This window comes from Candidatus Palauibacter sp., from assembly GCF_965237495.1.
GTDB lineage: Bacteria > Gemmatimonadota > Gemmatimonadetes > Palauibacterales > Palauibacteraceae > Palauibacter.
On record NZ_OZ250143.1, the window covers coordinates 1,207,359 to 1,221,034 of the forward strand.

9 protein-coding genes are annotated in these 13,676 nt (G+C 69.3%); 2 read left to right on the forward strand and 7 right to left on the reverse strand.

Features of this window, described 5'->3' with window-relative positions; all coding sequences use genetic code 11:
• Positions 1–115 precede the first annotated feature (115 nt).
• Entirely contained in the window at positions 116–1,468 is a 1,353-nt protein-coding gene (locus ACPXY0_RS05195) for an IS1380 family transposase (protein WP_423925159.1), read from the reverse strand.
• 376 nt (positions 1,469–1,844) lie between these two features.
• On the opposite strand from ACPXY0_RS05195, the gene ACPXY0_RS05200 reads away from it, so the two are divergent.
• Positions 1,845–2,186, forward strand: coding sequence for a DoxX family protein (locus ACPXY0_RS05200; RefSeq protein WP_423929114.1), 342 nt, complete (start codon positions 1,845–1,847; stop codon positions 2,184–2,186).
• A 91-nt stretch (positions 2,187–2,277) separates the two neighbouring features.
• On the opposite strand, the gene ACPXY0_RS05205 is transcribed toward ACPXY0_RS05200, so the two are convergent.
• From ACPXY0_RS05205 to ACPXY0_RS05220, 4 genes are all read right to left on the reverse strand, one after another.
• Complete coding sequence (locus ACPXY0_RS05205; RefSeq protein WP_423929116.1) at positions 2,278–3,597, reverse strand: 6-bladed beta-propeller; 1,320 nt, start codon at positions 3,595–3,597, stop codon at positions 2,278–2,280.
• A gap of 113 nt (positions 3,598–3,710) precedes the next feature.
• Positions 3,711–5,039, reverse strand: a complete 1,329-nt coding sequence (locus ACPXY0_RS05210) for a 6-bladed beta-propeller (protein ID WP_423929118.1) — start codon at positions 5,037–5,039, stop codon at positions 3,711–3,713.
• Positions 5,040–5,181: 142 nt separating this feature from the next.
• Positions 5,182–8,385: a VPS10 domain-containing protein gene (locus ACPXY0_RS05215; protein WP_423929120.1), complete on the reverse strand. Its 3,204-nt coding sequence runs from the start codon at positions 8,383–8,385 to the stop codon at positions 5,182–5,184.
• A 46-nt stretch (positions 8,386–8,431) separates the two neighbouring features.
• Entirely contained in the window at positions 8,432–10,051 is a 1,620-nt protein-coding gene (locus tag ACPXY0_RS05220; protein WP_423929122.1) for an N-acyl-D-amino-acid deacylase family protein, read from the reverse strand.
• Between the two features lie 115 nt (positions 10,052–10,166).
• Between ACPXY0_RS05220 and ACPXY0_RS05225 the strand changes: the two genes are divergently transcribed.
• Positions 10,167–11,594 (forward strand): CapA family protein, encoded by a 1,428-nt coding sequence (locus ACPXY0_RS05225; RefSeq protein ID WP_423929124.1) that lies wholly within the window; start codon positions 10,167–10,169, stop codon positions 11,592–11,594.
• Positions 11,595–11,596: 2 nt separating this feature from the next.
• On the opposite strand, the gene ACPXY0_RS05230 is transcribed toward ACPXY0_RS05225, so the two are convergent.
• On the reverse strand, positions 11,597–12,814 hold the full coding sequence (locus ACPXY0_RS05230; RefSeq protein ID WP_423929126.1) for an ATP-binding protein: 1,218 nt from the start codon (positions 12,812–12,814) through the stop codon (positions 11,597–11,599).
• Positions 12,815–12,898: 84 nt separating this feature from the next.
• Entirely contained in the window at positions 12,899–13,633 is a 735-nt protein-coding gene (locus ACPXY0_RS05235; RefSeq protein WP_423929128.1) for an aspartate/glutamate racemase family protein, read from the reverse strand.
• Positions 13,634–13,676 lie beyond the last annotated feature (43 nt).

Consider the following 13,676-nt stretch of genomic DNA (forward strand, 5'->3'; position numbering starts at 1 on the left):
GACCGGGCCTCGGCGGAGGGCCGGCGGGGCTCGGGAGGGGTCCCGAACGGCTCGCGGAGACACGGGGAGTGGGCGCCGCCGCGCGGCGCCTTCGGAAGGCCGGGGTTGGGACCGGTCAGGCGGGGGCGGGCGGCGGGAGACCCCGCTCGATGGTCCGGAGGCTCCGCCGCAGGAGACCGAGGGCCGGGTCGGCGCGCGCGAACCCGAGCGAGGTTCGGCGAGCGTGGGAGGTGATCCTGGCGGGGGCGCGCAGCAGGCGCAGCCGGATGCCGCGCGGCTGCACGGCGCGCCAGCGACCGCCGAGGAAGTTCGCGCGCAGGATGTGGAGGAGTTGGTAGGCGAGCACGGCGAGGCTCCAGAGCAGGGCGTTGCCGCCGAGGTCGTCCACCGCGGTGCGGCCGGCCGAGAGCTGGCCCAGCTCCTCGATCCGCTGCTCGACGACCGCGCCCGCGTTGTAGGCGCGCCACGCCTCGACGGGGCCGATGCTCCCGATGTTGGTCAGAACGTCGGCGCTCATCGTGGTCTCCCACGCCGCGAGATCGAGTTCTCCCTCGTCCGGCCCGACCCGTCTCCGCCTCTCGACCGAGAGAAGCCGCGTGCCCCACAGCTCGCCGGAGGCCGTCCTCAGCTCCCGGTCCCCGGCCTCGTCCCGGGCGGCGGTCTCCCAGGCGCCCCGGAAGCCGTCGAGCCAGGCGTGCCGCGGCACCTTGAGCGGATAGGACACGCCGAGCTCCTCCATGCGCCGCGCGATGGACTTGGAGAAGAACCCCTTGTCCAGCCGCACGGTGATCCGCCGCACCCCCGCCCCCCTCAGGCGGGCCACCAGCCCGGCCAGCCACGCCTCCGCCCCCCGGGCCGTGTGCGCGCCCCCCGGCCGCCAGCGCACCCCGAGGCAGTCGCCCGTCTCCAGGACGTAGGCCAGAAGGGGGTGGTGCGAGGGGCGGCCCCGCTTCTTCGGGTTGTAGCCCCGCTCCGCCCCGGCCTGCTTCAGCCCGTAGCGCACCACGACGGTCGAGTCCATGACGATCGTCGCCGACCGCGGCGCCCCGCCGGCCAGCTCCCAGCGCCGCCGCACCATCCGCCACAACAGCTCGTCCAGAAGCGGCGACAGCACGGCCGCCGAACCCCGCAACCAGCGCCCGAACGTGGCCGGGTGCGGCACCCGCGCCCAGCCGAAGATGCGGCGCACGCCCCGCCGCTCCAGAAGCGGCAGGTCGTCCATCACCCCGCCGCCGTACAGGAGCAGCACCACCCACGACTCGACCATGAGCGATGGCCGGTAGCGGCCGGGGACGTTCCCGCTCCGCCGGTCGATCCAGCCGCCCAGCCCCAGCGCGTCCCACAGCTTCCGAACCACGACGAGGCCGCCCGCGTCGGTGATCCGCCCGCCGCCCCCGCGGACCCTCAGCGCGGCCGCCGATCCTTGCACGTGCGGGCGCGGTCCGGTATAGTCGTTTCCACGCACCATTCGGGTGTCCTCCGTTCCGGGGTGAACTCTTGTTCAGTCCCTCTGAACGTAGGGCCCCGGGCGGTGCTTTTCCATAGTCCGAAACTATGATCTCACTATCGTCAAGGCCTCCACGGCCCGGCTACGGCCGCCCTCCCGGACGAGCCCCGCGCCCACGATCGCAGGATCCGGGGTGAACTCTTGTTCAGTCCCTCTGAACGTAGGGCCCCGGGCGGTGCTTTTCCATAGTCCGAAACTATGATCTCACTATCGTCAAGGCCTCCACGGCCCGGCTACGGCCGCCCTCCCGGACGAGCCCCGCGCCCACGATCGCAGGATCCGGGTTCACGGGTCGGGTCAACGCCGGACCAGATACCCCTAACGCGAGGAGCGTCCAGTGGCGAACAACGGAACCCCAGGCAAGGCCGTGAAGGTGGCGTCGATCATTCTCGCGCTGCTCTTCCTTCTGAACGGCGGCATGAAGGTCGCCGGGAGGATGGTCGATCAGTTCGCCATGTGGGGGTATCCCGCCTGGTTCCAGTACCTGATCGGCGTCGCCGAGGTGCTGGCGGGGGTCGCGTTCTTACGGCAGAGCACGCGGTTCCTGGCGGCCGTCGTCGTGATCCCGATCATGGCGGGCGCCATCTACACCCTTGTGAGGGCGGGCACGGCGGCACAGGCAGTTGTCCCCGCCGTGGCGCTGCTCCTCGCGCTCTTCGTAGCGAAGAAGTCGCGGTAGAAACCCCGCCCTGACTCGGCGCGGGCGTTCCCGCGGGAACGTTTCCGCGCCGCCGGACGCAACGAGCCGTTGAGCGGGGATCCGACCCGGCTCAGGGGGTATCGCCGGACTCCAATAGCTGATCACCGGCGAGCCGGACGACGCGAACGCGCTGGATATCGAGGTCGTCCCGGTCGATGTAGGCGAGCAGGCCACCCGGCCCGAAGGCCCTGGGGATTCGCAGGCCGTCCGGGGCGAGGGTGCCGAAATACCTTCCGTCGGCGTCGAGGAGGTCTATCGGGCCGGTCTCCCCGGGCAGGGCGGAGCGCTGGACCCAGATTCGGTCGCTCCAGTCCACGGCCATGTTCGTGATGACCGGAATCTCTTCGGGGAACCTCAAGTCCCCGATCTGGTCCTCGCGCATCTTGCGCATGGCCGTTTGCATGGCCTCCGAGTCGAGGGGGTTCCCGCCCCTGCCCGCCCCGACCGTCCCCGTTATGCTCATGGTCATGGTCATGATGCCGTCGCCGCCGCCGTCGCCCCCGGACTCGAGCGCGGCGAGCCGGCGCTCGCGCTCGGCGGCCTCTATCGCGGGTGTAACGGCGACCGCCGGTACCGGACGCTCGAGGGTCGACACCACTGCCCCCGTCTCATCCACGAGCTTCACCCGATAGCCGACCGAGTCAACGATCGCGACGCGGCCGTCACGGAGCACGTCTACCCGGAGCGGCAGCGGAAAGGCCTCTCCCGCCTGAACCTGTATCCGAACGTTCCCCGCCTCCGCCTCATCCGTTCGGGTTTCAGGCCTCGGAGGACCTGCCCAGGCCTCATGGAACAGGGTAGAGGTTCCGTCGAGCCCGAAGCGGCTGATCGGGCGACCCTCTTCGCGGTCCAGCGTTCCGTCCTCCGAGAAGCTCATGCGGCTGGAGGCGGCGACGAGGCTGTGATCGGGCATGGCGTGGAGTCGCCCCGAGGGACTGCTCCCATCCGGATCGATCTTGACGTTCTCGAGGAACTGTCCCTCACGGTTGAAGATCGCGATTCCCTGGTTTCCGAAATCGCGCACGCCGATGCGACCGTCGCGAAATACGATCAGGCTGGACGGGAAGCGGAGTTCGCCGGGTCCCTCGCCCTTGTTGGAAATGGTACGGACGAACTCACCCTCCGGGTCGATCACGACCACGTGACCCGCGTCGCTGTCGAGGATGAAGAGGGTTCCATCCGCGTCGAATGCGACCGACCCGATCCTGCCGAACATCTCCCACTGCTCGCCGTCGAGCACTCCAACGGAGTACACCGCGTCCACGGCGGGAGCGATGGTGACATCGGGGCTGTCGAGCCCGCGGACGGCAGGTTCGCCGCCACAGCCGGCGACCGAGAGGACGACCGGGGCGAGTGCAGCGAAAGCGATGTATCCGGACGAGCGGCGCATGGGATGTTCTCCTCCTGCAAGGGCGGGATCCGGCGGTCGGTCCATCCCGGTCCACCGGCTGGACAACTGACTATAACAATAGTTGCTGTGCGTTCCCGCGGAAACGTCTCCGGTCAGCGCGCGTCGGCGGTCTCCAGTAGTTGATCCCCGACGAGGCGGACGACGCGGACGCGCTGGATGTCGAGTTCGTCCCGCTCGATGTAGGCGAGAAGACCGTTTGGGCCGAACGCGGCGGGGATCCGGAGCCCGTCCGGGGCGATCGTGCCGTAGTACTGCCCGTCGGGGCCAAGGATGTCTGTCGGGCCGGTCTCGCCCGGCAGGGCGGAGCGCTGCACCCAGATGCGGTCGCTCCAATCCACGGCCAGGCTCGCGATCACCGGAATCTCCTCGGGGAAAGACAGGTCGCGGATCTGGCCTTCCATCATGCGGCGGATTGCGTCCTGATCCGGGCCGGTCGGCGCACGACCGCTGCCGCCAACGGCACCCGAAACGGAGCGCATCATGACGATGTTTGTCCCGCCCCCGCCTCCCGGCCGGGCCGCGGCGAGCCGGCGCTCCCGCTCGGCCTCCTGAATCGCGTCCGTAACGGCGACCGGCGCCACAGGACGCTCCAGAGTGCCCGTCACACGACCCGATGCATCCAGGAGCTTGATCCGGTACCCGACCGAGTCGGCGACCACCACGCGACCATCCTGCAGCAGGCCGATCGACAGCGGGAGCGGAAAGGCCTCGCCCCCCGAAATCACCATCCGAACGTTGCCATCCCGCCTTTCCGTCTCGGCCTCCTCGCGGGGTGGCCCCGCCCAGGCCGTGTAGAACACGTCCCGGGTCCCGTCGAGCCGGAACCGGGTGACCGGGCGGCCTTCCGGTAGAGCTTCGTCCTCGTCCTCCCCCTGGAGGGAGCGCATGAGGCGCGAGAGCGATGATCCAACAAGTTCGGTCGACAGCACGCTGTGGTCCGGGAGCGCGTAGATCGAGGCGCCGGGCGCCCCTTCCTCGAGCGTGAACCTGGCCTCCTGGAGGGATTCGCCTTCGCGGCTGAAGAGCTGGATTCCCCTCATCAGGTCGTGCACGCCGATGCGGCCGTCGGCGAACACCGCCATCCCGATCGGCTGGTTGAGTTCGCCGGGGCCCTCGCCCTTGTTCGAGATCGTCCGCACGAACTCGCCAGCCGGGTCGATGACGACGACATGACCGGCGTCGTTGTCGAGGATGAGCAGGGTGCCGTCGGCGTCGAACGCGACGCCCCTGACGCTGCCGAACATTTCCCACATGGCGCCGTCGAGCACCCCGACGGAGTACACCTCCTCAACCGCGGGCGCGAGCGGGATGTCGGGGCTGTCGAGCCCGGCGCTGACGGGCCCACCTTCGCCGCCGCAGCCCGCGGCTCCCAGAGCGAGAGCGAAGAGTCCGGTGTGAGCGAAGTGACTGGAGCGGCGCATGGGCGTTTCCTCCCGCTGAAGAGGGCGGCACCGAGGGTCGGGACGAACTCCGGCACCCGAGCGGCGCCGGCTGGACGCTGCTTGAGACAGCGGAGCCCGGGTCGGAGGTTGCCTGCGAGATTGTGCCTCGGTCAGCTTGGGCTCACGTCGTGCTCAGGCGGCGGACGAGCGCTTGCAACCGCTCGGCGACCGCCCGCACCTCCTCCTGAAGTTCCTCGTGGCGCGCGTAGGCGTCCGCGCCGGGCGCCTGGTCGGCCCGTGAGGTCATGCCGCCGAGGTAGTTGAGCTGGCTCAGGAGCATGGGGCGTGGATAGCTGCCCTCCGCGTCGTTCACCTGGGCGTCCAGTTCCTCGAGATCCGCCGCCAGCTCGTCAAGCGTGCGGTTCCGGCCGCCGCCGGCGTCCGCGCGCGCTTCCGCGAGCCGCTCGCGCAGGCCTTCGATCCCGTTCGCGACCTCGCGCGCCTCCGCGGTCGTCTCCATCACGTCGAGGTTGAAGCGGTACTGCTCCTCGAGGTCGGCGACCGTCACCCCCTCGCCCGCGACGCGCGGGTCGATGCGGAGTTCGAGCCCGGTCTGGGCCGTGGCGTCACCGGCCGCGAGCCGGACCGTGTACCGCCCCGGCGGGACGATCGGCCCGCCGCGCCCCTCTCCCTGCGCGCGCAGATCCCAGCGCAGCCGGTGCATGCCGGGCGTCGTCGAGACCATCGCCCGCCCTCCGCCGCGCGGGGCCATGCGCTGCATGGCCGGGCCGCCAGCCCGGCCCGCGCCGCCACCGCCGCTCGCGTACGTCCGGATGACCTCGCCGCCCGCGTCGACGATCTCGATCCGCACCGTCGCGTCCGGCCCCAGATCCGGCGAGATCCAGTAGTTGATGTCGGCACCCGAACCCGGATACTGCGGCCGCGCCGTGTTCGAGGCCCACTCGTAACCCGAGTTTCGCCCCGGCCGCGTCCGGTACTGGGCCCGCCCCTCGAACAGGTGAGCCGGACCCGACGCCGCCACCGACCCGTTCGCGTCGATCTCGTGCAGCGGCGTGACGTCGTCGAGAACCCAGAAGCCGCGGCCCATGGTCGAGAGCGCCAGGTCCTGCCGGTACACCTCGATGTCGGTCACCGGCGTCACCGGAAGATCGAGCTGGAACGACTGCCACGTCGCCCCGTCGTCGAACGAGATGAAGAGCCCGAACTCCGTCCCCGCGTAGAGGAGACCTTCCCGGTCCGGGTCTTCGCGCACGACGCGCACCGGATAGTCCCCGGGAATCCCGTTCGTCCCGTCGGTGAGGAGTTCCCACGTCTCACCCGCGTCCTCCGTGCGGTAGACGTAGGGCCGGAAGTCGCCGAGCAGGAGGCGGTAGCCCGCCACGTAGACCTTGTCCGGGTCGTGGCGCGAGATGTCGATCGAGTTCATGCGGCCCTCGGGCGGCATGTCGGGCGGCGTCACGTTCTCCCACGACTCCCCGCCATCCAGCGTCACGTACACCGGACCGTCGTTCGCCCCCGTCCAGATCACGTCGGGGTCGTGCGGCGACGCCTCGATCACGTACAGCGTGGAGTAGTGTTCCTCACCCGTCGCGTCGCGCGTGATCGGCCCGCCCGACACCATCTGCCGGTCGGGGCGGAACGCGGTGAGGTCGGGCGAGATCTGATCCCAGGTGCGGCCGCCGTTCGTCGTGCGATGCACGTACTGGGAGCCGTGGAAGACCAGATCCGGGTCGTGCGGCGAGACCTCGATCGGCACGACGCGCTGGAACCGGTAGGGCAGGTTGGCGGGGTTCGTCCCGTAGATGTTCACCGCGCCGACGTAATACTGCTGCTCCTGCCCCGTCCGCTGGTTATAGACGCCGAAGCGTCCCTTGCAGTTGGCGTAGACGATGTCGGGGTCACCCGGCTTGGGCACGGCCGGTCCCGTCTCGCACCCGCCCGGCGAGCGCCAGTAGGCATCCGGACCGCCCGGCGCCGACAGTGAGGGCTGCCGGCTGGGCACGGAGACCGTATAGGAGTCGTCCTGCTGTCCGGCATAGAGCCAGTACGGGAAGCGATCGTCCACATCGACCTGATAGAGCTCGGCCGTGGGCTGATTGTTGACGGGCGACCACGTCTGTCCGCCGTCCAGCGTCACGACCCCGCCGCCGTCGCTCCCATGGACCATGATCCGCGAGTCGCCCGGGTTGATCCACAGGTCGTGGTCGTCCCCGTGCACGCTCGGGATCGTACTGAAGGACCGCCCGCCGTCCGTCGACTTCCAGGTGGACAGATTCAGGACATAGACGATGTCGCCGTCCATGGGGTCCGCGGTGATATTCGTGAAGTAGAACGGCCGGTGCATGAGCTGGTTGCGCGGGTCGTCGTTGATCAGCTCCCACGTCTCGCCCGCGTCATCCGAGCGGTACAGTCCCTCGATCGGCTCCGGCGCCTCGACGAGGGCATAGACGCGGTCCGGCATGTCCGCCGACACGGAGAAGTCCACCTTGCCGATGAGCCCGTCCGGGAGCCCCGCCGTGATCCGCCGCCACGTGTCGCCCCCGTCCTCCGTCTTCCAGATCCCGTCTTCCTCGCTCGACCCCGAGATAATCGACCAGGGATGCCGCTGGGCCCGCCACATCCCGGCATAAATCACATCAGGGTTCGCTGGGTGAAACTCGAGATCCACAGCCCCCACCGAGTCCGACGTGAAGAGGATGCGCTCCCAGTCGAGCCCTCCGTTCGAGGATCGATAGACGCCTCGGGTATCACTGTTCGTGAACGGATTTCCGATCGCGGCCGCATAGACGAGGTCGGGGTTGTTCGGGTGGGCTTTCACGGAACCGATCTGGCCCGCGTCCTCGAGCCCGATGTGTTCCCACGTGGCGCCAGCGTCCGTCGACTTATGGATGCCCTTTCCAATGATGATATTCGAGCGGATGCCGTCCGAACCGGTCCCCACATAGATGATATTCGGGTCCGAGTCGGCCACCTCTATGTGTCCGATGGAGGGGGAGGGGAAATATCCGTCGGAGATATTTTCCCAGCTCATTCCATAGTTCGTCGTCTTCCACACGCCGCCGCCCGTCGCCCCCTGATAGAAGGTGTGGGGGTGGGAGCGATGGCCCTCGACCGCCGTGACGCGGCCGCCGCGCGAGGGGCCCACGAAACGGAACGAGAGGCCGCCGAAGAGGCTCGGGTCCACGGTGTCCGCGGTCGGGGCCGGAGCCTGGATGCCGACCGGGAGTCCGCTCTCGGCCGGGAGGGCGCCCCCGGCCGCGCCGTCCTGCGCGGCGAGGGACGACGCGGCGACGACGAGCGCCCCGGGCACGAGGAGGGAGACGAGAACGGCCCGTGTGCCGGGAACTGGAACGGGGAATCGCATGGTTACTCCTGGTTTCTTTCCGTGTTTCTTTCCGTCGGCCGGGCGGTCAGCGCGTCTTGACGAGCGCTTCGCCGGCCAGAGCGTCCGTGAAACGGCCCGCGTCGATCGCGAGCGTGCCGTTCACGAGGGCGTATTCGACCCCTTCGGCGAGGCCGTGCGGGTCTTCGTAGGTAGCGGTGTCACGGAACCCGTCGAGGCCCACGACGAGGACATCCGCGAACGCGCCGGGCTCGAGGACGCCGCGGCCCTCGATCCCGTAGATGCGGGCGGGAAGCGCGGTCATCGCGTGGATCGCCTGCTCGAGCGTCGTGACGCCTTCCTCCAGGACGTACTTCCGGATCCGGCGGGGGAAGGCCCCGAACCCGCGCGGGTGCGGGTGTCCCTCGCCCGGCACCCACAGGGAGCCGTCGGACGAGGTCATCATCCAGGGCTGCGACATGAAGCGCTCGATGTCCTCGTCGTTCATGTTGAACGAGGTGAGCCCGGTGCCGCCGCCTCCGTCGCGTGCCTCGACGAGGAGGGCGAGCGCGGTTTCAACCGCGTCCGTGCCGCGATCATCCGCCACATCCTGGAGCGTCCGGCCGCCGTGCGGTCCACCCTGCAGCATGAGCCGGTCCGCGCCGCCCCGCCGGTCGAGGTTCTCCCACATGTCCGCGACGAGGCGGGTTCGCTCCGCCGGGTTCTGCATGCGGGTGTAGAGGGCGCCGTCGTCGCCCGCGAGCGCCCAGCGCGGGACGAGTGCGCCCACGATGCTCGTTCCCGAGGCTTCGTAGGGATACTGGTCCGCGTAGACGGCGAGACCTTCGGCCCGGGCGGCCTCGATGTGACTCACGACATCGGCGGACTGGCCCCAGACCCGGGGTCCGAGCGCCTTGATGTGGGTGACGACGCCCGTGATCCCGGATCCCCGCGAGATCTCGATGACTTCGTCCACGGCGCCGAGCAGACCGATCGAATAGTCCGACTCGTCGCGGATATGGCTCTGGTACACGCCCCCGAATTCGGCCGCCATCTTCGCGAGTTCGACCACCTCGCCGGTGGGGGCGTACGACCCGGGCGAGTAGTAGAGGCCGGAGGAGAGTCCGAAAGCGCCCCCGCTCATCCCGTCCCGGACCATCGCCCGCATACGGTCGAGTTCCTCGGGCGTGGCTTCGCGCGCCTGCATCCCGAGCACCGCGCGGCGGACGCTCCCGTGCCCGACGAACTGCGCCACGTTGACTCCGACGCCGGGGTCCCGGATCCGCGCCCGCTGATCGGCGAGGTCGACCGTGCCACCACCATCGGGGTTGACGAAGATCGTCGTGATGCCCTGCGCGAGGAGGGGACGCGCCGTCCGGAGTTCGTCCCGCAGGAGCGCCGGCATGGCGTGCGAATGCGTGTCGATGAAGCCGGGGAAGACGTGTCGGCCGGTCGCGTCGATCACTCGGTCGGCGGTGGACTGCCCCAGGTCGCCCACGGTCACGATCCGCCCGTCATCGATCGCGATGTCCGCTGCCCGGGCCTGCCGGCCGGAGCCGTCGACGAGAATGCCGCCGCGGATAACGAGGTCGTAGTTCTGCGCCTCGGCGGGACGGGCGGTACCCGCGGTCGCGGCCAGGAGGCCCGCAGCGGCGAGGAGGGCCGAAAGCGCCCGTCCGGCGTGGCGGCGCGGTGTCAGGGAAAGCATGTTGTCGTCCATGCGATCGAATCTGTCGGCCCGTACGCGACCCGCACAAGAAAGGGTCAGCGAAACCGGGCTCATGCAGAGAAGGCTCCCGCAGGCACCTTCATCGGAGGCACTCATGCGCCGGTATCGTCTTCCGCCCTCGCCCCTCGCCGCCGCCGGACTTCCGTTCGCCGGCCTCACGCTCGCCGGACTCGTGGCCGCGATCTTCCTCTCCGCCGGATGCGCGCTCGCGAAGCCGACGACGCTCGAAGCCCAGGCCTTCGAGGACGCGCGCGGGGACATGTCCATCGCCCTCGCGGGCGACGCGATCATCTCGCGGAAGATGTCTCCCTACCGGGAGCCCGAGTTCCTCGCGCTGCGCGACATCATCCGGAACGCGACCACCGCGTTCGTGAACCTCGAGATCCTCTTCCACGACTACGAGGACGACGTGATCCCGGCGGCGGCGAGCGGCGGCACCTACATGCGGGCGGAGCCGGAGATCGCGCACGAACTCGCCTGGTTCGGCTTCGACATGGTGAGTATCGCGAACAACCACACGATGGACTTCGGCGCCGGCGGGGCGCGGCGCACGGTGGAGGCGACCGAGGCGGCGGGCCTCGCGATCGCGGGTTTCGGCGAGAACCTCGCGGAGGCGCGGGCTCCGGTCTACGTGGACACGCCCGGGGGGCGGGTGGCCCTGATCTCGATCGCCTCGACCTTCGACGACGCGATGCGGGCCGGCCACCAGCGGCCGGACATGCGTGGGCGTCCGGGGCTGAGCCCGATCCGGTACGAACGGCACGTGACCGTGACGGCGGACCAGATGGCGGGCCTCCGCGACGCGCTCTCGGCGGCGGGGCGGGGCGGCGGCTCCGGACCGAGGCTGAACTTCGGCGGCATGACGTTCATGGTGGGCGACAAGCCGGGCGTGAAGACGGTGCCGCACGCCGGAGACCTGGCGGAGATCGTCGAGGTCGTGAAGGAAGCGCAGCGCCAGGCGGAGTGGGTCATCGTCACCAGCCACACGCACGAGGGCGCGGATCGGCGCGAGGTACCGGCCGACTTCATCGTCGAGGCGGCGCGGGCGTTCATCGACGCGGGCGCGGACATGTTCGTGGGCCACGGCCCCCACATCCTGCGCGCGGTCGAACTCTACCAGGGCAAGCCGATCTTCTATTCGCTGGCGAACTTCGCCATGCAGAACGAAACGGTCGAACTGCAGCCGCAGGACAACTACGAGGCCCAGGGACTGGGGTACGAGGACCATCCGGGCATGTTTCAGGACGTGCGGATCGAGCGCATGGGCACCGGTTCCTTCCCCGCGGGGAAGGGGTTCTGGGAGAGCGTCGTCCCCGTCGTCGAGTACGAGGGCGGGAAGCTGAAGGAGATCAAGCTCTACCCGATCACCATGGGCTGGCAGTTGCCGCGGCCGGTGCGCGGGCGGCCGATGCTGGCCGAAGACGCGCTCGGAAAGGAGATCCTCGAGGGTCTGGCGCAGCTATCCGCCGAGTTCGGGACGACGATGACGGTCGAGAACGGCGTCGGCGTGATCCGGCCCTGACCCTAGGAACCGGCGCCCAGGAACCATGGGAGGATCCGAACCCCGCCGAGATCGAAGTCCTCCGTTCCGCCGTGGACCAGCACGCCGCCCTGATTCGGGTTGGAGGGAATCGAGGTCCACCACTGCAGCGACGAGATGGCGTCCGGGGGCACCGTTCGCCCGGACTTGACTTCCACGGGAATAAGACGGCTGCCCGCGTTGATCAGGATGTCGATCTCGTGGCCTGTCGCGTCGCGCCAGAAATACAGATTCGGATCGCGGCGCCTGGCGGCGCTGGCCTTGACGAGTTCCGCGACGACGAAGGACTCGAAGATGGCGCCTCGCAGCGGATGTCTCTCGAGCGTCGCCGCATCTTCGATGCCCAGCAGATAGCACACCAGCCCGGGATCGAGAAAGTGAAGTCGCGGACGCTTGCGCAGTCGCTTGCGGTAGCTCGCGTGATGCGGTGGCAGCGTTGTCGCGACGTACCCGATCTCGAGGGCGGTGAGCCATCGTCGGGCGGTCTGATGCGTGACGCCCGCATCGGCGGCCAACCCGCTGAGGTTGAGTTCGGTGGCGGTACGAGCCGCCGCAAGCCGCACGAACGTCTCAAACGTCCTCAGATCAAGAACCTGGGTGACCTCGCGAAGATCGCGCTCGACGTAGGTTCGGAAGTAGTCCGCCATCCATTCGCGCGGCGAAAGGCCTCGGTCGTGTACCGCCGGATAGAAGCCGGTCAGGAGCGTCGCCCACGGATCCAGTTCCGACAGCCGCTGCGCCGCCGCTGGCGCCAGGGCCGCGCCGCGTCGATCCAGTTCGCTCGGGTCCAGTGCCGGGAACCCGTACAGTTCGGCGAGCGAGAACGGCAGAAGCAGCAGGAGCGCGGTTCGGCCCGCCAGCGTCTGCGACACGGATTTCATGAGCAGGATGTTCTGCGACCCGGTGACGATAAACCGGCCGGGTCGCCCGTCCTCGTCCACGAGTCCCTGCACATACGACAGCAGTTCGGGAGCCCGCTGGATCTCGTCAAGGATCATGCGGTCCCCCTGCGCCAGAAACCCGCGGGGATCGGCGATGGCCCGCGCCCGCACGTCGGGCGCCTCGAGCGAGGCGTACCGGTATCCGGGAAAGACCGCTCGCACGAGAGTGGTCTTCCCGGATTGTCGGGGCCCGGTAACGGTGACGACGGGATACTGCTCCGCAGCCCTCCGAAGCGCGGGGGTCAGATGTCGCGGGATCATGGCGAGAGTCTGATGGTTGCGGCAGGCCGTGTCAAATTGATGACGCCATCATCAAAGTGGCACGATCGTGGATTTGTCTCGGCGTCAGACGGTGGCGGGCGAGATCTGCTTGCGGGGCGAGGGGTAGGCGCGCGGGGACGGCCGCACGCCGGTCGCGGCGAAGGACTCCGCCGCCTTGAGCGCCGCGAGGACGGGGTTGATGACGGGCACCCCGAGACGCTCGGAGAGGGTCCGGGAGACGTCCAGGAACCCCATCGTCATGCAGCCGAGCACGATCGTGTCGGCGCCCGCGCTCAGCGCCGCGTGCGCTTCGAGTTCCATCGTCTCGAGCACCTGATCCGCGCGTTGGCGAAGCTCGAGTACGGGCACGTCCACCGCCCGGATGTCCGCCACGAGCCCCTCGAGGCCATAACTCCGCATCTGGCGGCGGATCGCCGGCACGACCTCCTCGACCACGGTGATGATCGCGAAGCGCTGCCCCATCTGGGCGGCCGCGAGCGCCCCCGCCTGGCCGGGGCCGATGACGGGGAAGTCAACGAGTTCCCGCGCCGGGGCGAGTCCGGGATCGCCGAAGCAGCCGATGATCATCGCGTCGAAACCCTCCGCCTCCAGGCGGGGCGCGGCGTCGAGGATGCCCGGGACCGAGAGGTATTCCTCCGCCGACGACTCGACCGAAGCGGGACCCTTTTCCGTCTCCCGCACCACGGCTTCGGTTCCGGGGAAAGCGGCGGTGTTGAGGAAGGCCTCGCGGCGCACGAGTTCCTCCGGTCCGAGGGGGCCACGGGACAGGGGTCCGGGAAGGAAGTAGACGATGCGCATGTTCGGATCCGTGGGCTTCAGACTTGTGGGCTTGTAAGACGGA